Origin of the sequence: Pistricoccus aurantiacus, from assembly GCF_007954585.1 — a bacterium.
Taxonomy (GTDB): Bacteria; Pseudomonadota; Gammaproteobacteria; order Pseudomonadales; family Halomonadaceae; genus Pistricoccus; species Pistricoccus aurantiacus.
Genome location: NZ_CP042382.1, coordinates 2,746,711 through 2,768,194 on the forward strand (window position 1 = coordinate 2,746,711; position 21,484 = coordinate 2,768,194).

Annotated in this window: 25 protein-coding genes and 1 tRNA gene; 21 read left to right on the forward strand and 5 right to left on the reverse strand. The window is 56.8% G+C overall.

Annotated elements, in window-relative coordinates:
- Positions 1–53: 53 nt before the first annotated feature.
- Positions 54–130 (reverse strand) — tRNA-Pro (locus FGL86_RS12935).
- Between the two features lie 165 nt (positions 131–295).
- Here FGL86_RS12935 and FGL86_RS12940 point away from each other — a divergent pair.
- From FGL86_RS12940 to FGL86_RS12965, 6 genes are all read left to right on the forward strand, one after another.
- Complete coding sequence (locus FGL86_RS12940) at positions 296–661, forward strand: CidA/LrgA family protein (protein ID WP_147184930.1); 366 nt, start codon at positions 296–298, stop codon at positions 659–661.
- A complete protein-coding gene (locus FGL86_RS12945; protein ID WP_147184931.1) occupies positions 658–1,386 on the forward strand; it encodes an LrgB family protein in 729 nt (242 codons plus the stop codon). The genes FGL86_RS12940 and FGL86_RS12945 overlap by 4 nt, the downstream gene beginning before the upstream one ends.
- A 189-nt stretch (positions 1,387–1,575) precedes the next feature.
- Positions 1,576–2,691: a cytochrome c oxidase subunit II gene (gene coxB, locus FGL86_RS12950; protein WP_147184932.1), complete on the forward strand. Its 1,116-nt coding sequence runs from the start codon at positions 1,576–1,578 to the stop codon at positions 2,689–2,691.
- 55 nt (positions 2,692–2,746) lie between these two features.
- Entirely contained in the window at positions 2,747–4,384 is a 1,638-nt protein-coding gene (gene ctaD / locus FGL86_RS12955) for a cytochrome c oxidase subunit I (RefSeq protein ID WP_147184933.1), read from the forward strand.
- Positions 4,385–4,406: 22 nt separating this feature from the next.
- Positions 4,407–4,994, forward strand: a complete 588-nt coding sequence (locus FGL86_RS12960; RefSeq protein ID WP_147184934.1) for a cytochrome c oxidase assembly protein — start codon at positions 4,407–4,409, stop codon at positions 4,992–4,994.
- Between the two features lie 20 nt (positions 4,995–5,014).
- Positions 5,015–5,875, forward strand: coding sequence for a cytochrome c oxidase subunit 3 (locus FGL86_RS12965; RefSeq protein ID WP_147184935.1), 861 nt, complete (start codon positions 5,015–5,017; stop codon positions 5,873–5,875).
- Positions 5,876–5,883: 8 nt separating this feature from the next.
- On the opposite strand, the gene FGL86_RS12970 is transcribed toward FGL86_RS12965, so the two are convergent.
- On the reverse strand, positions 5,884–6,075 hold the full coding sequence (locus tag FGL86_RS12970; protein ID WP_147184936.1) for a DUF2909 family protein: 192 nt from the start codon (positions 6,073–6,075) through the stop codon (positions 5,884–5,886).
- A 111-nt stretch (positions 6,076–6,186) separates the two neighbouring features.
- Here FGL86_RS12970 and FGL86_RS12975 point away from each other — a divergent pair, with 111 nt between their 5' ends.
- From FGL86_RS12975 to ihfA, 13 genes are all read left to right on the forward strand, one after another.
- Positions 6,187–6,879, forward strand: coding sequence for an SURF1 family protein (locus tag FGL86_RS12975; RefSeq protein WP_147184937.1), 693 nt, complete (start codon positions 6,187–6,189; stop codon positions 6,877–6,879).
- A complete protein-coding gene (locus tag FGL86_RS12980) occupies positions 6,876–7,397 on the forward strand; it encodes a hypothetical protein (protein WP_147184938.1) in 522 nt (173 codons plus the stop codon). Before FGL86_RS12975 ends, FGL86_RS12980 begins: the two co-directional genes overlap by 4 nt.
- The gene (locus FGL86_RS12985; RefSeq protein ID WP_147184939.1) at positions 7,387–8,451 is read left to right on the forward strand and encodes a COX15/CtaA family protein; all 1,065 of its coding nucleotides are present in this window, start codon (positions 7,387–7,389) and stop codon (positions 8,449–8,451) included. The genes FGL86_RS12980 and FGL86_RS12985 overlap by 11 nt, the downstream gene beginning before the upstream one ends.
- A complete protein-coding gene (cyoE, locus tag FGL86_RS12990; protein WP_147184940.1) occupies positions 8,444–9,370 on the forward strand; it encodes a heme o synthase in 927 nt (308 codons plus the stop codon). The genes FGL86_RS12985 and cyoE overlap by 8 nt, the downstream gene beginning before the upstream one ends.
- Before the next feature lie 77 nt (positions 9,371–9,447).
- On the forward strand, positions 9,448–9,915 hold the full coding sequence (locus FGL86_RS12995; protein WP_147184941.1) for a DUF2489 domain-containing protein: 468 nt from the start codon (positions 9,448–9,450) through the stop codon (positions 9,913–9,915).
- Between the two features lie 318 nt (positions 9,916–10,233).
- Positions 10,234–11,100, forward strand: coding sequence for an OmpA family protein (locus FGL86_RS13000; protein WP_147184942.1), 867 nt, complete (start codon positions 10,234–10,236; stop codon positions 11,098–11,100).
- Between the two features lie 151 nt (positions 11,101–11,251).
- The gene (gene thrS / locus FGL86_RS13005) at positions 11,252–13,150 is read left to right on the forward strand and encodes a threonine--tRNA ligase (protein ID WP_147184943.1); all 1,899 of its coding nucleotides are present in this window, start codon (positions 11,252–11,254) and stop codon (positions 13,148–13,150) included.
- 79 nt (positions 13,151–13,229) lie between these two features.
- Positions 13,230–13,721 carry a translation initiation factor IF-3 gene (gene infC / locus FGL86_RS13010; RefSeq protein WP_147184944.1) on the forward strand — a complete coding sequence of 164 codons (492 nt, stop codon included), beginning with the start codon at positions 13,230–13,232 and terminating at the stop codon, positions 13,719–13,721.
- An 85-nt stretch (positions 13,722–13,806) separates the two neighbouring features.
- The gene (gene rpmI, locus FGL86_RS13015) at positions 13,807–14,001 is read left to right on the forward strand and encodes a 50S ribosomal protein L35 (RefSeq protein WP_147184945.1); all 195 of its coding nucleotides are present in this window, start codon (positions 13,807–13,809) and stop codon (positions 13,999–14,001) included.
- Between the two features lie 36 nt (positions 14,002–14,037).
- A complete protein-coding gene (gene rplT / locus FGL86_RS13020) occupies positions 14,038–14,391 on the forward strand; it encodes a 50S ribosomal protein L20 (RefSeq protein ID WP_147184946.1) in 354 nt (117 codons plus the stop codon).
- A 111-nt stretch (positions 14,392–14,502) separates the two neighbouring features.
- Positions 14,503–15,522: a phenylalanine--tRNA ligase subunit alpha gene (gene pheS / locus FGL86_RS13025; RefSeq protein ID WP_147184947.1), complete on the forward strand. Its 1,020-nt coding sequence runs from the start codon at positions 14,503–14,505 to the stop codon at positions 15,520–15,522.
- Positions 15,523–15,546: 24 nt separating this feature from the next.
- Complete coding sequence (gene pheT, locus FGL86_RS13030; protein ID WP_147184948.1) at positions 15,547–17,928, forward strand: phenylalanine--tRNA ligase subunit beta; 2,382 nt, start codon at positions 15,547–15,549, stop codon at positions 17,926–17,928.
- A 65-nt stretch (positions 17,929–17,993) separates the two neighbouring features.
- Positions 17,994–18,299, forward strand: coding sequence for an integration host factor subunit alpha (gene ihfA, locus FGL86_RS13035; RefSeq protein ID WP_147184949.1), 306 nt, complete (start codon positions 17,994–17,996; stop codon positions 18,297–18,299).
- A gap of 76 nt (positions 18,300–18,375) precedes the next feature.
- Here ihfA and FGL86_RS13040 read toward each other — a convergent pair whose 3' ends face one another.
- Positions 18,376–18,582 carry a DUF2788 domain-containing protein gene (locus FGL86_RS13040; RefSeq protein WP_147184950.1) on the reverse strand — a complete coding sequence of 69 codons (207 nt, stop codon included), beginning with the start codon at positions 18,580–18,582 and terminating at the stop codon, positions 18,376–18,378.
- A 191-nt stretch (positions 18,583–18,773) separates the two neighbouring features.
- On the opposite strand from FGL86_RS13040, the gene FGL86_RS13045 reads away from it, so the two are divergent.
- The gene (locus tag FGL86_RS13045) at positions 18,774–19,244 is read left to right on the forward strand and encodes a flavodoxin domain-containing protein (protein WP_147184951.1); all 471 of its coding nucleotides are present in this window, start codon (positions 18,774–18,776) and stop codon (positions 19,242–19,244) included.
- A complete protein-coding gene (locus tag FGL86_RS13050; RefSeq protein ID WP_147184952.1) occupies positions 19,241–19,612 on the forward strand; it encodes a hypothetical protein in 372 nt (123 codons plus the stop codon). The genes FGL86_RS13045 and FGL86_RS13050 overlap by 4 nt, the downstream gene beginning before the upstream one ends.
- 46 nt (positions 19,613–19,658) lie before the next feature.
- On the opposite strand, the gene ppnN is transcribed toward FGL86_RS13050, so the two are convergent.
- Together ppnN and FGL86_RS13060 are read right to left on the reverse strand one after the other, a co-directional pair.
- Positions 19,659–21,023 carry a nucleotide 5'-monophosphate nucleosidase PpnN gene (gene ppnN, locus FGL86_RS13055; protein WP_147184953.1) on the reverse strand — a complete coding sequence of 455 codons (1,365 nt, stop codon included), beginning with the start codon at positions 21,021–21,023 and terminating at the stop codon, positions 19,659–19,661.
- Positions 21,024–21,099: 76 nt separating this feature from the next.
- Positions 21,100–21,390 carry a YfcL family protein gene (locus FGL86_RS13060; RefSeq protein WP_186764406.1) on the reverse strand — a complete coding sequence of 97 codons (291 nt, stop codon included), beginning with the start codon at positions 21,388–21,390 and terminating at the stop codon, positions 21,100–21,102.
- Positions 21,391–21,484: the final 94 nt, after the last annotated feature.

The following is a 21,484-nucleotide window of genomic DNA, read 5'->3' on the forward strand; positions in this document are numbered from 1 at the left end:
CAACGAAAAACCGCCACGTCGGATCGTCCCGAGTGGCGGTTTTCTTGTGTTTTTGGTCGGGGCGATAGGATTCGAACCTACGACCTCTGCAACCCCATTGCAGCGCGCTACCAAGCTGCGCCACGCCCCGTACCGTGTTTTCGGTCAGCGGTGTGCCCGAGAACGAGGCGTATACTACCTCGGGCTTGGAGAAATGAAAAGAGCTTTGTGCTTTTCCATCAGTCGCTTGCCACCGATAGGTCGGTTTCCTCAGATTCGGATAAAATAAACATTTTGTCTCATTAAGGGGCGTTTCATGCCATTGATTGCAGGAATGAGTCTGTTGCTGATTTGTCAGTTTCTGGGGGAGCTGGTGGTTCGAAGCTTCGCATTACCGGTACCGGGGCCGGTGATGGGAATGCTGATTCTATTGATCGGCCTGATGATCAACGGTCGAGTGCCTGATTCGCTGCGTAAGGCCGGTGAGGGGCTACTTCGCTATCTCACGCTGCTATTCGTACCCGCTGGCGTGGGGGTCATGGTGCACTCTGATCTGATACGCGCGGATTTCTGGACGCTGGTCATTACTCTGATTCTCTCTACGGCGGTGACTCTGGGGGTCACCGGGAAGGTCATGAATTGGCTGGTCAAACGGCTCGAATCCAGAGGAGGGCGACCATGAACATCGTCGTGCTGGATCAGCTGTGGGTTTATCTTTCCGGTAATCCGCTCCTTTCCCTGCTGGTTACATTGCTGGCTTTTCTACTGGCAAGTCATGTCAATCGCTGGAGTGGCGGCTCGACGTTATTACATCCGGTGATCGTTTCCGTGGCGCTGCTGATTCTGTTTTTGCTCGCCACTGGTATCGATTACGCCACCTATTTCAAAGGCGCCCAGTTCATTCACTTTTTACTGGGGCCGGCGACGGTGGCTTTGGCAATCCCTCTCTACGACCATAGGGAGCGAGTGCGTAAGCTGCTGTGGCCAATTTTGATCAGCTGTGTAGCAGGGGTCGTTACTGCCTCGCTTTCCAGCCTGGGTATTGCGTTGTTGATGGGCGCCAGTCGCGAAACCCTGCTGAGCCTGGCGACCAAATCCGTGACGTCGCCCATTGCCATGGGTATCGCGGAGCAGTTGGGAGGGATTCCGGCGTTGGCGGCAGGGCTTGTGCTGTTGACCGGTTCCGTCGGTTGCGCCCTCGGCCCTTGGCTGTTTCGGTGGCTCGGGATTCGCGATCCGGCGGTCAGGGGGTTCACTATGGGGCTGGCGGCGCACGGGTTTGGCACCGCTTATTGCTTTGCATCCATCGGTGCGGTGGCAGGCGCTTTTGCCGGACTTTCCATGGGGCTGACCGGGCTGCTTACCGCATTTGTCCTGCCGGTGCTCGTCGGCATGCTGAACATATAGTGCATGACTATAACCTAACGTTTGTCAAGCAGACTAACGTTGATAGTCATTCTCCAAGAAAGCTCCTACCTTGCATTAAGGGAAGCGAATTTTGCTTCGGCCTGGGAAATTGCGACAAGGACGTCGTGGCTATCGGAAATACAACAATTCGAGTGATGGAAGCACCCGGTTTAGAGAGAGGAGGAGGCAATGCACAAACGGCTTGCCTGGGGGATTGCGGTTACCGGTGGCATGAGTCCGGCTTCCATTACACTTGCCAGCGGTTGGAACATGCCGGTGGGGGTGACGGAGGTCAGTCGAGAAATTTATTCCTTGCATATGCTGATCTTCTGGATCTGCGTGGTCATCGGCGTCTTGGTGTTCGGCGTGATGTTCTATTCCCTGTATCGCTATCGCCGCTCCAAGGGCGCCAAAGCGGCGAATTTTCACGAAAATACCGTTGTGGAGATATTCTGGACCGCCATCCCCCTGCTGATTCTCGTGGCGATGGCCGTGCCGGCGACGGCAACGCTGAAAAAAATGTATGACGCCTCGGAGTCCGAGATCGACATCATGATTACCGGACATCAGTGGCGCTGGCAGTATGCCTATCTCAATAATGAAGTGGATTTCTTTTCCAATATCACTACCCCTGCGGAACAGATTTCCGGTACCGAGAGCAAGACCGAACATTATCTTCTCGAGGTCGATCAACCCTTGGTGCTACCGATAGATCGCAAGGTAAGACTCTTGATGACGTCCGCGGATGTCATTCATTCCTGGTGGGTACCCGAACTCGGCATCAAGAAGGATGCGGTGCCAGGATACGTCAATGAGGCCTGGGTGCAGATAGACGAGCCGGGTATCTATCGCGGCCAATGCGCCGAGCTATGCGGCAAGAATCACGGTTTCATGCCCGCGGTGGTCAAGGCGGTCGAGCAGGAGGAATTCGAAAGTTGGTTGGCGGCACGAGAAGAAGAAACCGCTGCTGCGAGCAGTGGTATCGATCGTGAGTGGGGGTTGGATGAATTGATGGAGCGTGGCGAACAAGTCTACAACTCGGTTTGCGCCGCTTGCCACATGCCGGATGGAACCGGCAACCCGCCGACGTTTCCGGCACTGGCAGGAAATACCGAGCTGATGAACGATTTGGATCGGCATATCAATACGGTACTCAACGGAGTATCCGGCTCGGCGATGCCGGCTTTCGCGGGAAACTTCAATCCGATTGAGCTGGCGGCGGTCATTACCTATGAGCGTAATGCCTGGGGTGAGGCCTCTGGCGAGGTGATACAGCCAAAGGATATTCAAGCATTGCTGAAATAACCGGCGATACGACACAGATTTGCCTCGGGCCAACTCTATTATCAGGAGGTCTCCAATGACTCCCAAGCTTCCTCCCCGACCGACGCTCGAGCATAGCCAGGGTGCTACCGCTGCGGGTACCGTCGATACTCACGAGCGCCACTATACAAGCGGTCCGCTACGCTGGTTGCTGACGACGAATCACAAGGAAATCGGCACCTTGTATCTGCTGTTTTCCCTGACTATGTTCTTTGTCGGTGGCATCATGGCAATGCTGATTCGCGCGGAACTCTTTCAGCCCGGGCTGCAGTTGATCGAGCCGGAATTCTTTAACCAAATGACCACCATGCATGGGCTGATCATGATTTTCGGCGCGGTCATGCCTGGATTCGTGGGTCTGGCCAACTGGATGATACCGCTGCAGATAGGTGCGCCGGACATGGCGCTGCCGAGGCTCAACAACTTCAGTTTCTGGCTATTGCCGGTGGCCTTCCTGCTGCTGCTTTCCACTATGTTCATGCCTGGCGGTGGCCCCAATTTTGGCTGGACTGCCTACGCGCCTCTATCCACCACCTATGCGCCGCCTTCGACGACTTTCTTCATTCTGGCCCTGCATATCGCGGGCATCAGTTCCATTCTTGGCGCGATCAATATCATCGCCACCATCCTCAATCTGCGTGCGCCGGGCATGCGTCTGATGGACATGCCGATGTTCGTCTGGACCTGGTTGATCACCGCTTTCCTGCTGATTCTGGTAATGCCGGTGCTGGCCGGGGCGATTACCATGCTGCTGCTGGATATCAACTTCGGCACCAGCTTCTTCAGTGCCGCGGGAGGAGGTGATCCGGTCCTGTACCAGCATCTGTTCTGGTTCTTCGGCCATCCGGAGGTCTATATCATGATCCTGCCTTCTTTCGGCATCGTGTCCGCTATCGTGCCAACCTTCGCGCGCAAACCCTTGTTCGGTTATGCCTCGATGGTGTACGCCACTGTCGCCATCGCATTACTGTCATTTCTGGTATGGGCGCATCACATGTTTTCCGTCGGTCTGCCGCTGGCGGCGGAGCTATTCTTCATGTACACCACCATGCTGATCGCCATACCCACCGGGGTCAAAGTATTCAACTGGGTTACCACGCTGTTTCGTGGCTCGATCACCTTCGAAACCCCCATGCTTTTTGCCTTGGCGTTTATCGTGCTATTCACTATCGGCGGGTTTTCCGGCTTGATGCTGGCGATCGTGCCGGCGGATTTCCAGTATCACGATACCTATTTCGTGGTGGCGCATTTTCATTACGTTCTAGTGCCCGGAGCGGTCTTTTCGATCATGGCGGCGGCTTATTACTGGCTGCCTAAATGGACCGGCCACTATCCTGACGAACGCTTGGGCCGCTGGCATTTCTGGCTTTCGGTCATCGGCGTCAATCTCTTGTTTTTTCCCATGCATTTTGCGGGACTGGCGGGTATGCCAAGACGCATTCCGGATTACGCGTTGCAGTTTACCGACTTCAACGTGGCGGCAAGCCTGGGTGGCTTCCTGTTCGGGGCGTCACAGCTATTATTCGTGTGGGTGGTCATAAAATGTGTGCGGGGCGGCGTGAAAGCGCCGGCCAGGGCGTGGGAGGGCGCCCATGACCTGGAGTGGAGTGTACCGAGCCCAGCGCCGCTGCACACCTTCGAAACCCCACCCAAGTTTCAGCGCCAGCACCATTGATGAAAAAACGGGGAGATTGGCGATGACGTCGGTCAACAGGACGGTCCTGAAGCTGTTGCTTGTGCTGGTTGCCATGAGTGTTTTTACCGTGGCGCTGGTGCCGCTATACAATGTGTTCTGCCAGATCACCGGGCTCAACGGTAAAGCCGCCAGTCAACCGCAAGGGCTGGTGCAGGAAAATATCGATGACGCCCGCTTTGTCACGGTGCAGTTCATCGCCCGTACCGGCCAGGGACTGCCCTGGAAACTGGTGCCTATGAATCCGCAGGTGCGTGTCCATCCCGGCCAGGCTTACGAGGTGAATTTCGCCTTTACCAACTATGGCAGCCAGGCCCGCTATGGCCGTGCGGTGCCGAGTGTCAGCCCGCCGGAGGCTTCGCTGCATCTGCGCAAGGTCACTTGCTTCTGCTTCGCGGAACAGCGGCTGGAAGCCGGGGAGCAGCTTGAGTTGCCGTTGGTGTTCCAGCTTTCCAAGGATCTGCCGGACAGCATTCATACCGTGACTCTGGCTTATACACTTTACCCCAGCCATTCTTACACAATGACGGAAACATCCGACCTGTCGACAATCTCCTATGCAGCCGAATTACCCAAAATAACAGCGCTTTAAACAGGTTCAGGAGGTGACATATGAGCGGCAGCTATTACGTGCCCGCAAGCAGCAAGTGGCCGGTTCTAGCAGGAGTGGCGCTTGGCATCCTGATGTTCGGCATCGCCAGTTGGCTGGTGTTCGGTACTTTCGGCTCGGTGTTTTTCGCGCTAGGCGTGCTGTGCTTGCTCACCGTCATGGGCTTCTGGTTTCGCGATGTGATACGCGAATCCAAGCGTGGGCTTTACAGCGCTCAAATGGACCGCTCCTTTCGCTGGGGCATGGCCTGGTTCATCATCTCCGAAATTATGTTTTTTGCCGCCTTCTTCGGTGCCTTGTTTTACGTGAGGGTCTTTGCCGTTCCCTGGCTCGATGGAGAGGGGGAAAAGGGGGTTGCCGCTTTGCTATGGCCGGATTTCACCGCCAGCTGGCCTTTGATGAATCCGCCGGATAGCGCGGTACAAGGCCCCCGAGAGGTGGTCAGTCCTTGGCAGTTGCCTCTGGTCAATACGCTGTTTCTGGTGACTTCCAGTATTACCTTGACGATTGCTCATGAGGCGCTGAAAGAGGGTTACCGCAAGACCGCCCGCCATTGGCTGTTGGGTACGGTATTGCTCGGGGGGTGTTTTCTACTGGTTCAGGGGTTTGAATACTACGAGGCTTATCATCATTACGGCATCACCCTGCAGGCGGGAATCTATGGTTCGACATTCTTTCTTCTCACCGGCTTTCACGGGGCGCACGTGACCATCGGTGCCATCATTCTGACGATCATGCTCATCCGTCTGACCCGAGGCGATTTTTCGCCGGAGCAGCATTTCGGTTTCGAGGCCGCTGCCTGGTATTGGCATTTCGTGGACGTGGTATGGCTGGGGCTGTTTATCTTCGTCTATGTCGTATAGGCAGGTTCTTACTGACCGAGACCCGCCCAGAAGAATCCATAAAAAAGTGTCAGGAGCAAAGCGGCGGCCAGGCTTACCCGGACTTTCAATGAGGTCAGCAAGCGACGAGAAGAGCTGTCGTCCTTGATGAGAAAACCGGCGCCGGCCATCAGGCTGATGAACATGGCGATAAATAGCAAGATGATAAGTGCCTTTAACATGAGTGTTTCCTGGCCAATAGATTAAGTAAGCATAGTTGAAACACGATAGTCTCAAAGAAACCGTGTACCAATAAAGCAAGTTTCGATAGGCCGTATCCAGGTGAAGACTTCATGATGGTCAAACGGCATTTTTTCTGGTGGTTGGGCTGGTGCCTGCTCATCCTGCTGGGAACAGGATTAGGGAGCTGGCAGTGGCAGCGTGCCGTGAATAAGCAAGCGTATCTGATGCAGTTGGAAAGTGCCCCGTCGCTGGATACGCCGAAACGGTTGCCGGTTCAAGGCGCCGAGATTCTGCTGAGGGGGCGCTATCTTGCGAATGGCACCCTATGGCTCGACAATCGTGTTCACGATGGCCGCCTTGGTGTCGCGGCACTGACGCCTTTTCAAAGTCATGACGGACGTCTGTGGCTGATCGAGCGTGGTTTTGTCGCCACAGGCCCGGTACGAGAGGATCCCATGATTGAAACGCCGTCCCGGCAGGTCAGGATTCGTGGTCGCTGGCAATCCGCCGAAAGCGCGCCTTGGGTCTATGATGATCGGCGCGTCGGTGATCGGCTGCAGCGTATCGACCTGGCGGCCTGGTCTTCTCTAGGAAACTTTGCCTTTGCCGGATGGATTCATCTCGAGAAGGGACCGGGCCGCCTGATTCCCTGGTGGAAACCTAATGTCATGCCGCCCAGCCGTCATCGTGCCTATGCGTTTCAGTGGTGGGGATTGGCACTAGCCGCGCTGATTGTCATGTTGGCGGGTGTCAGACGCATGAGGCGTGAGCCGGCGGGCTCGTCGCCAAGGAGCCGCTTATGACGTTTCGCAATCGGCAGCGATTGAAGCTGATGGTTCTGATCGCGGTTTTTTTTCTGCCGTTACTTGGCGCCTGGGGGATGCTGCACTGGCAGGCCGGAATACCCGCTGGGCGTACTGCTCACGGCCAGCTTATGCCACCCGTACCACCGTTGAGCGAATGGCCCCTGGCTGACAAATTGCCGATATCGGACGGACAGGCCTGGTGGCTGGTATTCGACTGCGAGGCTGATTGCAAGAAGCGAGCGGATCAGTGGTGGCGCATGCATCGTGCATTAGGGCGCCAGGCGGATCGCGTTACCCGTCTTCGTATAGGTGGCAATGCCGAGGCGCTTCCCGGAGGGAATACTACAAGATGGTCGGCCTTGCCGGACTGGCGAGACTCATCGGTTTTGTGGATATTAGACCCCCAAGGAAGGGTGGTGCTTGCCTATCCTGAGAGTATCGAGCCCGCAGCGGTACTCGAGGATATGGAGCAGCTTTTGAAAGTAAATCCAGGGATGGAGCGTCATGGAACTTGATGATGTGCAGAAGCGAGCGCTGAAATGGCCATTGATACTGAGCCTGGTTGGGGCGGGATTCGCAATCACCGTGATTCTTGCAGGTGCCTGGACCCGCCTGATGGACGCGGGCCTGGGATGTCCGGACTGGCCGGGGTGCTATGGGCGTCTGGTCGTGCCGCCACAGGGTGAGGCCTTGGCGCATTCTCCATTGATACCGCTGGAGCCACTCAAGGCCTGGCTGGAAATGATACATCGCTACATGGCAACCGGCCTAGGTCTGCTGGTGCTGATACTGGTCGGGTTCGGTCTCAAGCTGCGCCGACGAGCGAGTTATCCTTGGCGACTGAGCCTGGGTATTCTGGGCCTGGTGATTCTGCAGGGGGCATTCGGGGCTTATACCGTCACGCTAAAGCTATGGCCACAGGTCGTGACCCTTCATCTACTCGGCGGGCTTGGCGTCATGCTGTCATTGCTTTGGCTACATTTGCGCTTGCGACGCGTTGCGTTTTCAACAGACGAAAAAAAACCGTCTGGTGCACCGCAGCCTGCTTTTTGGTGGGGGGCCGCCGCCTTCTTGTTGCTGATCCAGATTGCCTTGGGCGGCTGGACATCGAGCAATTACGCTGGTGTCGCCTGTCAAGGTTTTCCAACCTGTAACGGTCAATGGTGGCCTGAACAGGACTGGTATGAAGGTTTCAACCTGTTGCAGCAAATAGGCCCCAACTATCTCTATGGTCAGCTGCATGCGCCGGCACGAACCGCGATTCACCTTGCACACCGCCTGGGTGCCTTGATGCTGGGGCTGAGTCTGTTGCTACTCGCGCTACGCTATTGGTCCTTGCGGAGTTTACGGCCGATGCTGCTAGCGCTTCTTGCCACCTATTTTCTGCAACTGACCCTGGGCATTGCCAACGTTCTACTGGCATTACCCCTCTGGCTAGCGCTCATGCACACCTTTGGTGCCATCCTGCTGGTGTCGACTTTCACGCTAAGCTATTGGCGGATGCGTACCCTTGCCGACCCTTCTTCACCGACGAACCAGATCACGAACAAGGAGTGGGCACATGCGTAATGCGGTCATGGAACATGCCGGAAGCCATGCCGCGCGTCGCTGGAAATGGCGGGACTTTCTGGCGCTGTGCAAGTTTCGAGTGGTAACAGTTCTGCTGGTCTGCGCCCTGGTAGGCATGGCACTAGCAACGCCCCTTGCGCCGCCTCTACACGCCATGCTGTATGGTCTTCTGGGGATCGGGCTTTCCGCCAGCGGCGCCGCGGCGTTCAATCATATCCTGGATCGGCGCATAGACGCGCTCATGCGGCGAACCGAGCGGCGTCCTTTGGCGACCCAGCGACTTCCTACCGGCTATGCCTTGAGCTGGGCGTCATTTCTCAGTGTGACGGGAGTCGGACTTTTATGGTGGCAGGTCAACCCGCTCACGGCGATGCTGACTCTCGCGTCACTACTGGGTTATGCGTTGATCTATACCGCCTTTCTCAAGCGCGCGACCCCCCAGAATATCGTCATTGGCGGGGCGGCGGGAGCCGCGCCTCCCTTGCTAGGCTGGACCGCCATCAGCGGTGAGATTACCGCCGAACCACTGCTGCTGGTACTGATTATCTTCGCCTGGACTCCGCCGCACTTCTGGGCGCTGGCGTTACATAAATGCGATGAGTATGCCAAAGCCGGGGTCCCGATGTTGCCGGTTACCCATGGCAAGGAATTCACGCGACTGCAGATATGGCTGTATACCTGGCTGACTGTGGCATCCACGCTGTTGCCTTTTGTCATAGGCATGAGTGGCGTGTTTTATCTGATTGGCATCGTCGCGCTTAACGCCCGTTTTGTCTTCTGGAACTGGAAGGTGTGGCGGGGTCGCGATGATCGAGCGCCGATGGGTGCTTTCTTGTTTTCCATCCGCTACATCTTGGCGGTATTCGCCATTCTACTAGTGGATCATTACGTTCCTTTCTATCTTGGCACTTTTTCATAATGCGCTAGATACATGCGTATACTGACCGCCTCAATGACGAACTCGATAATGCAATCTATTCCGAAGGCGACGTATTGATGAATGTAGTGATGGCTTGGGTATTGGGCGGGGTGGCCCTGTTGACTATCGCGGGCCTGGCGTTTTATGCCTATCGGCTGTGGAGAGAAGTAAAACGACGAGAAGCGTTCAAGCTCGATGAGGTCAGGCGTGCTCACGAACAGTGCCTTACGAGTCTGGAAATCATTGCCAGGGCAATGCTCGAAGGTCAGATGGATCTGATCGAAGGGGCGTTGCGTTGCAAAGTGTTACTTGAAATCATCGATCCGGCGCTGATCCAGCGCCGGTCGTTCAATGTATTCTACGTGGTTTATTCTCGCACGACCCACTTGCATACCCATTCCGCTCGCAAGGAATTAACCTCCGAAGCGCGCCGCCAGGAAGATCGCGAGCGACAGACAGTGGCCGAGGAGTTTGCTTCACCGCTTGCAAGCGCTGCCAGGGAGATACTTGTTTTCAAACAAGAGTGGCCCGCCAGTCTGCACTGAATCCACCTGGCTGGAGAAAAATCACACATTTGCGGTGGCGATAGCGTTGATCGGCATCAACATATCGCAGACTTATCGTCGATCCGTTACACTCAGGGTACGTCATTTGATTGCACGGCTGCTGCCAAGGCAATGTGGATGATGGTAATGCTACTTTGTCGACAACTAAAATTTCGGACTGCAAGTACTAGCCGAATTGCGGTAAATATGCTTTCTTTTCGATAGCGAGGCCGACACTTGCTCAATAATCGACATGTGTCGATAAACTGCTGTGTGACAATATGTTACGACTGGCATTGTGTTAAGAAGGAGTCTTACATGAAGAAATCGACTACTGGATTGCTGATTGGTTCCGCTATAGCGGTTGGCCTTTCCGGCTGCGCCAGCTCAGCATCGCAGTCATCCTCTCAGAGTTCGGCTTCCAGCGACGCCTGGTATCAGCATCCGCTGGTCTGTGGTGTGGCGGGCAGCTTGATTGGTGGCGGTATCGGTTATGCCACCAGCAGCGATTCCGATGAGGATAAAGGTGCTTCTATCGGTGCCGTTCTGGGCGCGCCTATCGGTGCCATGCTGTGTGCCGATACTTCGCCTAAGAAAGCTCAGCAGTGTCCGACCTATCAGGGTGACATTCCTGCCGGTGTCGCCACCGATGCCCAGGGCTGCCCGCTGGATTCCGACGGCGACGGCGTGCCGGACTTCCGCGATCAGTGCCCGGGTACTCCCGCCGGTGTCCAGGTCGATGCAAGCGGCTGCCCGCTGGATTCCGACGGCGACGGCGTGCCGGACTACATGGACCAGTGCCCGAACACCCCGGCAGGTGCCGAGGTCAACGCCCTGGGCTGTGAAGCCGACCTCGTGCTGCGCGACGTTACCTTCGAGTTCGACTCCGCCAAGCTGACCTCTCAAGCGGAGCGTATACTTGACGATGTAGCCGATAAGCTGCGCGGTAACGAGAACGTGCGCGTGCGTATCGAAGGGCATACGGATTCCATCGGCGATGCCGAGTACAATCTGCGGCTGTCTCAGAACCGCGCGGATTCCGTGGCGGAATATCTGGCTAGCCAAGGTATCTCAGTCGACCGCATGAAGACGGTTGGCTACGGTGAGCAGCAGCCGGTTGCCACCAACGAAACCAAGGCAGGTCGTGCGGAGAACCGTCGTGTCGAACTGGGCGAGTGGAAATAATCTGTTAAGGCCCGTTCACAAGCGGCGTATATAGTCTCCTATCGTGTTATCCAAGGGGCGCCAGTCTGGCGCCCCTTCTCTCTATTACTCATTCAAGCCTCGCGCATGTCGTCCCTGGTATGGATGACCACTGCGTTCAAGGAAGTCTTAAATGTTAACCGTTACCTTGCCTGACGGCAGTCAAAGATCTTTTGAAGCGCCCCTCTCGATCATGAATATCGCCGAATCCATCGGCCCCGGTCTGGCCAAGGCCTGCGTGGCGGGCAAGATCGATGGCGCCCTCGTTGATGCGGCGGATATCATCGAGAATGATGCCCGAGTAGCCATCGTCACCGCCCGGGATCCGGAAGGTCTGGATATCATTCGCCATTCCTGCGCGCACCTGATCGGCCATGCGGTCAAGCAGCTTTATCCGGAGGCCAAGATGGCCATCGGCCCGGTGATCGAAGACGGCTTCTACTACGATATCGATTTCGGGCGCTCGATCACGCCGGAAGATCTGGCAACGATCGAGGAGCGCATGAAGGCGCTGATTGACGAGCAGTACGACGTGGTGCGCGAATACGTCGATCGCGACAAGGCCATGGTGACCTTCCTGCATCGCGATGAGCCTTACAAGCAGGAAATCATTCGCGACATTCCCGAGGATGCCACCATTCGGTTGTATCACCACAAGGAATATGTCGACATGTGTCGCGGGCCTCACGTGCCCAATACCCGTCATCTCAAGTCGTTCAAGTTGACCAAGCTGGCCGGCGCTTATTGGCGTGGCGATGCGGAAAACCCCATGCTGACCCGCATCTACGGCACCGCCTGGGGCGACAAGAAACAGCTCAAGGCCTATTTGAAGCGCCTCGAAGAAGCCGAGAAGCGTGATCATCGCAAGCTTGCCCGCAGGCTGGATCTTTTTCACCTGCAGGAAGAGGCGCCGGGCATGGTGTTCTGGCATCCCAATGGCTGGACGATCTACCAAGCCCTCGAGCAGTACATGCGTCGGGTTCAGCGTGAGCACGGCTATCAGGAGATCAAGACCCCCCAAGTGGTGGATCTTTCCCTGTGGAAGAAGTCCGGTCATTGGGGACATTACAACGATTTGATGTTCACTACGGAGTCGGAAAAGCGCGATTATGCTATCAAACCCATGAATTGCCCCTGTCACGTTCAGGTGTTCAATCAGGGCTTGAAAAGCTATCGCGATCTTCCTTTGCGTCTGGCAGAATTCGGCAGTTGCCACCGCAACGAGCCTTCCGGTTCCCTGCATGGATTGATGCGGGTCCGCGGCTTTACTCAGGACGACGCTCACATCTTCTGCACCGAACAGCAGATCCAGTCCGAGGCGGAAGCCTTTATCGCCTTGACCATGCAGGTCTATAAAGACCTTGGCTTCGAGGACGTTGAACTCAAGCTTTCCACCCGACCCGATGATTTCATGGGCGAAGCCAAGCTCTGGGACCAGGCTGAGGCTGGGCTTGAAGCCGCGCTCGACGCGACCGGGCTCGAATGGGATTTACAGCTCGGAGAGGGCGCTTTTTACGGACCCAAGATCGAGTTCGCGCTGCGCGATTGCCTCAATCGAGTGTGGCAGTGTGGTACGCTGCAGCTTGATTTCAATCTCCCTGGGCGTCTGGGGGCCCAGTTCGTCGATGAAGACGGCGAGCGCAAGACACCGGTCATGCTTCATCGTGCGATCCTGGGATCCTTCGAGCGCTTCATCGGCATCTTGATCGAGCATTACGCCGGCGCCATGCCCCTGTGGCTGGCACCCCAGCAGGCGGTGGTGATGACCATTACCGACGCTCAGCAGGAATACGCCCGGGAATTGGCCCAACGCATGCAAAAAAACGGTCTGCGCGTCAAGGCGGACTTGAGGAACGAGAAAATCGGCTTTAAAATCCGGGAGCATACGTTGCAGAAGGTTCCTTATCTCCTGGTGGTGGGAGACAAGGAAGTCGAAGCGGGAGAAGTGGCGGTAAGAACTCGCAGTGGCGAAGATCTCGGCACCATGACGATCGACGGCCTTCTCGCTCGTCTCGAACGAGAATTGAGCTGACGACAACGCTAATCAACACGGAGTAGTCACGATCAAGAGAAGCAATCCACGGGGTCGCCCTCAGGAAAAGCGCCCACCAATGAACGAGCGTATCAGCGAAGCACAGGTACGGCTTATCGGTAGCGATGGCGAACAGCTCGGCATCGTGCCGACGCCGGAAGCCATCGAACAGGCTGAAGCCGCTGGTATGGATCTCGTACAAATCTCCAATGCCGATCCTATTGTCTGCAAGATCATGGATTACGGCAAATTCGTCTTCGAGCAGAAGAAGCAGAAAGCGGCTCAGAAGAAGAAGCAGAAGCAGATTCAGGTCAAGGAAGTCAAATTCCGGCCTGGCACCGACGAAGGGGACTATCAGGTGAAACTCAAGAACCTGGTGCGTTTCCTCGAAGGTGGCGACAAGGGCAAGGTCACGCTACGTTTTCGCGGTCGCGAGATGGCGCATCAGGATATCGGCCGCAGGCTGATGGAGCGGATCGCCGGTGATCTCGACGAACTGGCGAATGTGGAGTCCTTCCCGAAAATGGAAGGGCGTCAGATGATCATGATTCTTGCCCCCAAGAAGAAGTGATCCAACGGCAATCAAACGGGTTCATGGCGCCAAGCGTCCGAGCCGGCCTTGGGTTTTCTAAAAAACATCGAGCGGAGTTCATCTCATGCCGAAGATCAAGACAAACAGGGGCGCCGCCAAGCGCTTCAAGAAGACGGCTAACGGCTTCAAGCACAAGCAGTCGTTTCGTAGCCATATCCTGACCAAGAAGTCCACCAAGCGTAAGCGTCAGTTGCGCGGGATGAAGCAGGTTCACGATGCGGACAAGGCATTGGTCGCTCGCATGCTGCCCAATCTTTAATCGCTGGTCGACCTTATTTAACGTCAGGAGAAAGTTATGACTCGTGTCAAGCGTGGCGTCGTGGCACGTCGCCGTCACAAGAAGATTCTCAAGCAGGCCAAGGGCTATTACGGCGCTCGATCTCGTGTGTTTCGCGTCGCCAAGCAGGCGGTCATCAAGGCAGGTCAGTATGCCTACCGTGACCGTCGTCAGCGCAAGCGCCAGTTTCGCGCGCTGTGGATCGCCCGTATCAATGCCGCGGCGCGTCAGAACGGTCTGTCTTACAGCCGTTTCATCGCTGGCTTGAGGCAAGCGGGTATCGAGATCGATCGCAAGGTGCTAGCGGATCTCGCCGTTCACGAAAAAGCAGCCTTTGCCGCCATCGTCGAGAAGGCTAAAGCGGCTCAGTAAGTGAACCGACCATGAAATCGTGCTGGTGAGACTGGTGCGGTTGACAAGGTTACAGGGGAAGAGTCGTCACTCTTCCCCTGTTTTTTTATGACTACCTTGCGGAGCTACAGGATGGAACATCTTCCTACTCTGGTCGCCGAAGCGCGGGATGCCATCGAAACGGCGCAGGACAAGCCAGCCCTCGATGAGGTGCGGGTACGCTATCTCGGCAAGAAGGGCAAAATCACCGGCCTGCTCAAGGGATTGGGTAAACTGCCGGCGGAGGAGCGCCCCGAGGCGGGGGGGCGTATCAATCAGGCCAAGCAGGAGCTTGAAGCGGAACTCGAGGCGCGTCGACAGACCCTGACACAGGCGGATCTGGACAAGCGGCTGGCCCGGGAGCGCGTGGATGTCACCTTGCCGGGGAGAGGCCAGACCAGCGGTGGATTGCACCCGGTCACCCGTACCTTGGAGCGTATCGAGGATCTTTTTACGCGGATTGGTTATGACGTCGCTACGGGTCCGGAGATCGAGGACGATTATCATAACTTCGAGGCGCTGAATATCCCGGCGCATCACCCGGCGCGAGGCATGGCGGATACCTTCTACTTCGATGCGACTCGCTTGCTGCGTACTCATACCTCGCCAGTGCAGGTGCGGACCATGCAGGAAACCGCGCCGCCGATTCGCATCGTCTGTCCTGGGCGTGTTTACCGTAGCGATTCGGATCTGACTCATACGCCGATGTTTCATCAGGTCGAAGGCTTGTTGGTGGATGAAGACGTGAGCTTTGCGGATCTCAAAGGCACCATCGAGGATTTCCTGCACGCCTTCTTCGAGCGCATTGATCTTTCCGTGCGCTTTCGGCCTTCCTATTTTCCCTTCACCGAGCCATCCGCGGAAGTTGATATCCAGTGCGTGATGTGCAGCGGCGAGGGCTGTCGCGTGTGCTCCCATAGCGGCTGGCTGGAGGTCATGGGCTGCGGCATGGTGCATCCCCGAGTGTTCGAATATTCCGGCATCGACAACGAGCGCTATCAGGGCTTCGCCTTCGGCATGGGCGCGGAGCGCCTGGCCATGCTGCGCTATGGGGTCAACGATCTGCGGCTGTTCTTCGAGAACGATCTGCGTTTCCTTCGCCAATTTGCCTAAGACGTACAAGAGACAGGATTTGCCATGAAATTTTCCGAACAGTGGCTGCGCGAATGGGTGTCACCGCAGCGCTCGACCCAGGCCTTGGCCGATCAGATCACCATGGCGGGTCTCGAAGTTGATGGGCTGGAGCCGGTGGCCGCTGCGTTCAGTGGTGTCGTGATCGCGGAAGTCGTCGATAAAATGCCACATCCGGACGCGGACAAGCTCAGTGTCTGCCAGGTCGAGGACGGTAGCGACGAGCCGGTTCAAGTGGTATGCGGCGCGCCCAATGTGGCGGTGGGTCAAAAGGTCGCTTTTGCTCGAGTCGGCGCGGTACTGCCTGGGGATTTCAAGATCAAGAAGGCCAAGCTGAGGGGCATGCAGTCCAGAGGCATGATCTGTTCCGCCTCGGAACTTGGACTCGAGGAAGGTGTTTCTGAGGGCATCCTCGAGCTCGATGCCGCAGCACCGGTGGGCCAGGATTTTCGTGAGTGGATGGGACTTGACGACGTTGCCATCGAAATTGATCTGACGCCCAATCGCGGTGACTGCTTGAGCGTCAAGGGGGTAGCTCGGGAGGTGGGGGTACTCAATCGACTGCTCTTGCAGGAGGCACCAGCCTTTGCCGTGGAAATCGTTCACGACGAAGAGTTTCCCATCGAAATAAAGGATTCGACGCACTGCCCGCGCTATTTGGGCCGCGTGATCAAGAACGTCAACCTCAAGGCGGAAACGCCGTCCTGGATGGTAGAACGCCTGCGGCGCAGCGGCCTGCGCTCCATCGATCCGGTGGTGGATATCACCAATTACGTGATGCTCGAACTCGGGCAACCGTTGCATGCCTTCGATCGCGCCAACCTCCAGGAGCGCATTGAGGTGCGGCTAGCCCGGGAAGGCGAGCGCCTGGTATTGCTGGACGGCCAGGAGATTACCTTGAACGGCGATACCCTGGTGATCGCGGATGCGGGCGGGGCGCTTGCCATTGCCGGTGTCATGGGCGGCGAGCATTCCGGCGTCACCGCGCAGACTCGGGATATCTTTCTGGAAGCGGCCTTTTTCACACCCCTGGCGGTAGCGGGGCAGGCGCGTACTTACGGATTGCACACGGATGCGTCTCATCGTTTCGAGCGTGGTGTAGATCCTGAATTGCCTCGTCAGGCCATGGAGCGGGCCACTGGCCTGCTGCTGTCGATTACCGGCGGTGACCCCGGCCCCATCAGCGACGTGACCGATTGCCAGGCGCTGCCGTCTGTTGCTTCCATCACCCTGCGCGCCGAACGCCTCGAACAAGCCTTGAGCATGGCGCTTGGCAGCGATGAGGTCGTGGATATTCTCGAACGCCTGGGCATGGATGTCAGAGATGATGGCTCGACTTGGCAGGTCGAAGTGCCGAGCTGGCGTTTCGACCTGCGCATTGAAGAAGACCTGATCGAAGAGCTTGCGCGCATCTACGGCTATAATCGTCTTCCGGTGCGTCGTCCCAGTGCGCGTCTCGAGTTACGTCCGGATAATGAAAGTCGCCGCCCCTTGAAACGTTTGCGTCGCCAACTGGTGGCGCGAGGCTATCAGGAAGCCATCACTTACAGCTTTGTCTCCTTCCAATGGCAGGAAACGCTGTTGCCGGAAGCCGTTTCGCCGGTATTGGCCAATCCGATTTCCAGCGATATGGCGGTCATGCGGGCCAGTCTGTTCCCCGGGCTTCTCAAGGCGCTGGAGTATAATCTCAATCGCCAGCAGAATCGCGTACGCCTGTTCGAGACCGGACTGGTCTTTCGCGGTGACCTCGATGATCTCGAGCAGATCCCGATGCTGGGTGCCTTGGCCTGCGGCTTGAGGGAACCGGAAGGCTGGGCGGCTAACCGGGAGACAGTGGATTTCTTCGACCTCAAGGGAGACCTGGAAAGTTTGCTCGGCGTCAATCGAGGCGACGTCAGCTGGCGTTTCGAGCCGGCGCTTCATCCGGCGCTTCATCCGGGGCAGACCGCGCGACTCTTGTATCGCGGCCAGGAGGCCGGCTGGATAGGCGCCCTGCACCCGGCGATTCGAGACAAGCTTGGTTTCAAGGCGGATGCACTGCTGTTCGAAGTGCGTCTGGAGGCGCTTGCCCAGGGCCGGCTGCCGGCCTTTTCCGCGCTTTCCCGCTACCCCGAGGTGCGTCGCGATCTGGCGCTTCTGGTCAAGGAAGACCTGCCAGTTCAGGATTTGCTGGATTGCCTGCGGGAACAAGCGGGCGAGTGGCTGACGGATATTACGCTGTTCGACGTCTATCGGGGTAAGGGAATCGAGCCGGGCAGCAAGAGTCTTGCCCTGGGCTTGACCTGGCAGCATCCTTCGCGCACGCTTAATGACGATGAAATCAACCAGTTAGTCAATGTCATCATCACTGAATCGGAGCAGCGCTTTGGGGCCAGGTTGAGAGGCTAGGCTGATTTTAGAACCAGGCCGGTCAATCTGGCGAAAGCATTGCGAGTGGGCACGAGGAGCGGGGTATGGGTGCGTTGACCAAGGCTGAACTTGCCGAACACCTGCATGTGGAGCTTGGCTTCTCCAAGCGCGAAGCCAAGGTGATGGTCGAGACGTTTTTCGACGAGATACGGTCCTGCTTGCGAGAGAACGAACAGGTCAAGTTGTCCGGTTTTGGCAACTTCGACCTTCGTGACAAACGCGAGCGCCCGGGACGCAATCCCAAGACTGGCGAGGAGATTCCCATTTCCGCTCGCCGTGTCGTTACCTTTCGTCCGGGTCAAAAATTGAAAAGCCGTGTCGAGGATTACAAAGGAGAGGCGCAGCTTTAAGTCTTTCTTGTCGACACGTTGCTTTTATTGACGCCACTTTGCCAAGGGAGAGTGGCGTTGCATTTTGTGTTGGATGCTAGATTCCGCCTTGTTCCAGAAAATACGTGATGACCACCTTGGCCACATAACCCAGCATGCCGGCGCCGAGCACCAGGAAGAGCATCAGGGTGCCGAATCGGCCAGCCCTGGACTTGCGCGCCAGGTCCCAGATGATGAAGCACATGAACACAATCAACCCACCGATCATGATGGGGGTAATCCAGGCGTTGAAGGTGGCTTCCATGCTGACTCCTTGAAATGACCTGTCCAAAACAGTGAATTATAACGCAGTGGTGGCTTCTTAATAATGTAGTGGCGGCTTCAGTTTCTTCTCTTGCCTTTCCGCTGGCGGCCCTTTCCCAGCTCCTTGTCAAAATATGGCGGTCGGACCGGGTATGCTAATATCGGCGCAAATTTTTCAAGCAAGGCAGTCTTATGTCGATGTTGAAGATCTTCGTAGGCACCATGTACGGTGGCGCCTTGGATGTGGCGGAGCAGGTCAAGCCGCTTTTCGAAGAGGCGGGTTTCGATGTTGAAATCCTCGAACAGCCGGAGCTCGCGGATTTAACGGAGCCTATGCCGGAACTGGCTTTATTCTGTGTCTCCACCACGGGGAGCGGCGACTATCCGGGTAATTTCGTGCCTTTCGCCCGCGCTATTGAAGAACTGGGCCCGGATCTTGGCGCGCTACGCTACGGCCTGATCGCCCTGGGCGATAGTTCCTACGGCGATACCTTCTGCGGCTCCGGTCGCGCCTTGGATACCTTGTTGAGGGAATACGGCGCTACTCGGCTGGGAGAACGCCTGGAGGTCGATGCCATGGAAACTTTCATGGCGGATGATGCGGCCATTCCTTGGGTAGAAGAATGGATCGAAAGCCAGCAGCTCAAGGGAGACAAGACATGACGCTGACCCCCAGCGTGGAACGTTTGTGCATCATGTTGAGCCTGGTAGCGGTCATTCTGGCGACCCTGCCGCGTTATCTCATCGGTGAGCATAATGAACGTTTGATTCTGATCGTGCTGGCGGCACTCGCATTGGCGGTGGTCAGCGCCGTTCAGTGGTATCAGCTGTCCAGCGCGCATCGGCGCCGGCTGCCCGGTCTGTTGGGCCGTTTCGGCGCTTGCGTGGTGGTTGGTATCGTCGTGATGAGCGGTTGGCAGTTTCTTGCCCGGGGCGGCATCGACATGGCCATCGCGCTTTCCCAGGGCGCCACGCTGGGCCTGTTGCTATACGTCTTGGGCCTCTGGCTACGGAAAAAGCCGGCGCAATAAAGCCCACGAAAATAGCCGTCAGGCACCTGGCGGCTTACAGACTTTTTTATGTCAATGTATAACAGGGCACATAGTCACTGCCCGGTAGTTTCATGCGCCCCTGCACGACGAAGGAGTCGAGCAGTTCATCCAGACGTGTCATCAGTTCCGTTTCCGCATGCAGTTGAAAAGGCCCGTGGGTTTCGATGGCCTGAATACCATCTTCCTTGACGTTGCCGGCGACGATTCCCGAAAAAGCGCGACGCAAGGTGGCGGCCAGTTCGTGAACCGGTTGCTGGCGATGTAGCGCCAGGCTCGCCATGGCCTCATGCGTCGCTTCAAAAGGCTCCTGAAAGCCTCGCGCGATGTTCAAGTGCCAGTTGTAGTAGAAGGCATCATGCTTGGCGCGGCGAAACTCCGTCACTGCATCGATCCCGTCTCGCATGGTGCGTGCCACCTGAACCGGATCGTCGATGATGATTTGGTAGCACTGGCGAGCTTCCTCGCCCAACGTATAGACCAGGAATTCGTCGATACGCTTGAAGTAGTCTGCCGCGTCGGCAGGGCCAGTAAATATCACCGGGAGCGGTGTATTGCGATTGTCCGGATTTAGCAAGATACCCAGCAGGTAGAGAATCTCTTCCGCAGTACCGACGCCCCCTGGAAAGACGATGATGCCGTGACCCACACGCAGGAAGGCTTCCAGGCGTTTTTCGATATCCGGCATGATCACCAGTTCATTGACGATCGGGTTGGGCGCTTCCGCGGCGATGATGCCAGGTTCGGAAATACCCAGATAGCGACTTTCCGTACGGCGCTGTTTGGCATGAGCGACGTTGGCACCTTTCATGGGGCCTTTCATGGCGCCTGGACCGCAGCCGGTACAGATGTCCAGATTGCGTAGTCCTAGATGGTAGCCGACGGATTTCGAATAGTCGTATTCTTCTCGGGAAATCGAATGGCCGCCCCAGCAAACCACCAGGCTGGGATCAGCCGACGGCTTGAGCACGCCTGCCTTGCGCAGTATATGAAAGATGGCATTGGTGGTGCCTTCGCCGGTGCTCAGATCAAAACGGGATTGGTTCTGAATCTCGTTATAGACATAAACGATGTCGCGCAATACCGACGACAGAAGCTGGCGGGTACCGCGAATCATCTCTCCGTCGACGAAGGCGTCCACCGGGGCGTTGGTCAGCTTGAGACGGATACCGCGATCCTGTTGCAATACCTGGATATCGAAATCGTGGTAGGTCTCCATGATCGCGCGGGCATCGTCGCTGGTATTGCCGTAATTGAGCACCGCCAGGGCGCAGCGGCGCAGCAGTCCGTGCAGGCCGTTGGCGGAAGTATCGCGCAGACGCGATACCTCGTGCTGGGAGAGCACTTCCAGACTGCCTTCCGGTGAAATGGTCGTGGTAATTTTTTTAGGCATGTCAGGCTTCCTTGTTTCGATATCGACACTTGGACGGCGATTCGCGGGCGGGGCTGATAAAAGAGAGAACGTGGAATCAGGCTGCGTCCGCGAGTTGACAGGCTTCGAGCCATAGCATCAGGATCTGTCCCCGATCCTGAGGACTCATGGCATCCTCGGCGAAAGTACCTTCTAGCCATTCCGCGAAAAGAGCGTCGAAATCCTCCGGCTCCACGTTTTCCGGCTCGTACTCCGCCATTTCCATGACCAGCGGCACCTGGGGGATCAGATATCCCAGGGCAAAGAGCTGATCCTCGTCGGCGTGGTTTTCCATGTGCCGCAGCGCTTCATGAATGGCCGCGGCGCGATCGGCAAGTGGATCGGTCATAGTGTCGTGATCTCCCGTGTCTTGGAACGAAATCTTAACATGGCGGATGATGGGCTCGCAGCGCTGCGGATGGCTCATAAAACTGATAAGCTTA

Bases quoted from the DNA above. Each gene is read 5' to 3' on its own strand.
- FGL86_RS13060 (WP_186764406.1), bottom strand. From the start codon at position 21,390: ATGACCGATCCACTTGCCGATCGCGCCGCGGCCATTCATGAAGCGCTG.
- FGL86_RS12940 (WP_147184930.1), top strand. From the start codon at position 296: ATGCCATTGATTGCAGGAATGAGTCTGTTGCTGATTTGTCAGTTTCTG.
- FGL86_RS12980 (WP_147184938.1), top strand. From the start codon at position 6,876: ATGACGTTTCGCAATCGGCAGCGATTGAAGCTGATGGTTCTGATCGCG.
- FGL86_RS12985 (WP_147184939.1), top strand. From the start codon at position 7,387: ATGGAACTTGATGATGTGCAGAAGCGAGCGCTGAAATGGCCATTGATA.
- FGL86_RS12975 (WP_147184937.1), top strand. From the start codon at position 6,187: ATGATGGTCAAACGGCATTTTTTCTGGTGGTTGGGCTGGTGCCTGCTC.
- cyoE (WP_147184940.1), top strand. From the start codon at position 8,444: ATGCGTAATGCGGTCATGGAACATGCCGGAAGCCATGCCGCGCGTCGC.
- ctaD (WP_147184933.1), top strand. From the start codon at position 2,747: ATGACTCCCAAGCTTCCTCCCCGACCGACGCTCGAGCATAGCCAGGGT.
- ihfA (WP_147184949.1), top strand. From the start codon at position 17,994: ATGGGTGCGTTGACCAAGGCTGAACTTGCCGAACACCTGCATGTGGAG.
- pheS (WP_147184947.1), top strand. From the start codon at position 14,503: ATGGAACATCTTCCTACTCTGGTCGCCGAAGCGCGGGATGCCATCGAA.
- FGL86_RS12995 (WP_147184941.1), top strand. From the start codon at position 9,448: ATGAATGTAGTGATGGCTTGGGTATTGGGCGGGGTGGCCCTGTTGACT.
- FGL86_RS12945 (WP_147184931.1), top strand. From the start codon at position 658: ATGAACATCGTCGTGCTGGATCAGCTGTGGGTTTATCTTTCCGGTAAT.
- rplT (WP_147184946.1), top strand. From the start codon at position 14,038: ATGACTCGTGTCAAGCGTGGCGTCGTGGCACGTCGCCGTCACAAGAAG.
- FGL86_RS13045 (WP_147184951.1), top strand. From the start codon at position 18,774: ATGTCGATGTTGAAGATCTTCGTAGGCACCATGTACGGTGGCGCCTTG.
- FGL86_RS13000 (WP_147184942.1), top strand. From the start codon at position 10,234: ATGAAGAAATCGACTACTGGATTGCTGATTGGTTCCGCTATAGCGGTT.
- coxB (WP_147184932.1), top strand. From the start codon at position 1,576: ATGCACAAACGGCTTGCCTGGGGGATTGCGGTTACCGGTGGCATGAGT.
- FGL86_RS13040 (WP_147184950.1), bottom strand. From the start codon at position 18,582: ATGGAAGCCACCTTCAACGCCTGGATTACCCCCATCATGATCGGTGGG.
- infC (WP_147184944.1), top strand. From the start codon at position 13,230: ATGAACGAGCGTATCAGCGAAGCACAGGTACGGCTTATCGGTAGCGAT.
- pheT (WP_147184948.1), top strand. From the start codon at position 15,547: ATGAAATTTTCCGAACAGTGGCTGCGCGAATGGGTGTCACCGCAGCGC.
- FGL86_RS12960 (WP_147184934.1), top strand. From the start codon at position 4,407: ATGACGTCGGTCAACAGGACGGTCCTGAAGCTGTTGCTTGTGCTGGTT.
- FGL86_RS13050 (WP_147184952.1), top strand. From the start codon at position 19,241: ATGACGCTGACCCCCAGCGTGGAACGTTTGTGCATCATGTTGAGCCTG.
- FGL86_RS12965 (WP_147184935.1), top strand. From the start codon at position 5,015: ATGAGCGGCAGCTATTACGTGCCCGCAAGCAGCAAGTGGCCGGTTCTA.
- ppnN (WP_147184953.1), bottom strand. From the start codon at position 21,023: ATGCCTAAAAAAATTACCACGACCATTTCACCGGAAGGCAGTCTGGAA.
- thrS (WP_147184943.1), top strand. From the start codon at position 11,252: ATGTTAACCGTTACCTTGCCTGACGGCAGTCAAAGATCTTTTGAAGCG.
- rpmI (WP_147184945.1), top strand. From the start codon at position 13,807: ATGCCGAAGATCAAGACAAACAGGGGCGCCGCCAAGCGCTTCAAGAAG.
- FGL86_RS12970 (WP_147184936.1), bottom strand. From the start codon at position 6,075: ATGTTAAAGGCACTTATCATCTTGCTATTTATCGCCATGTTCATCAGC.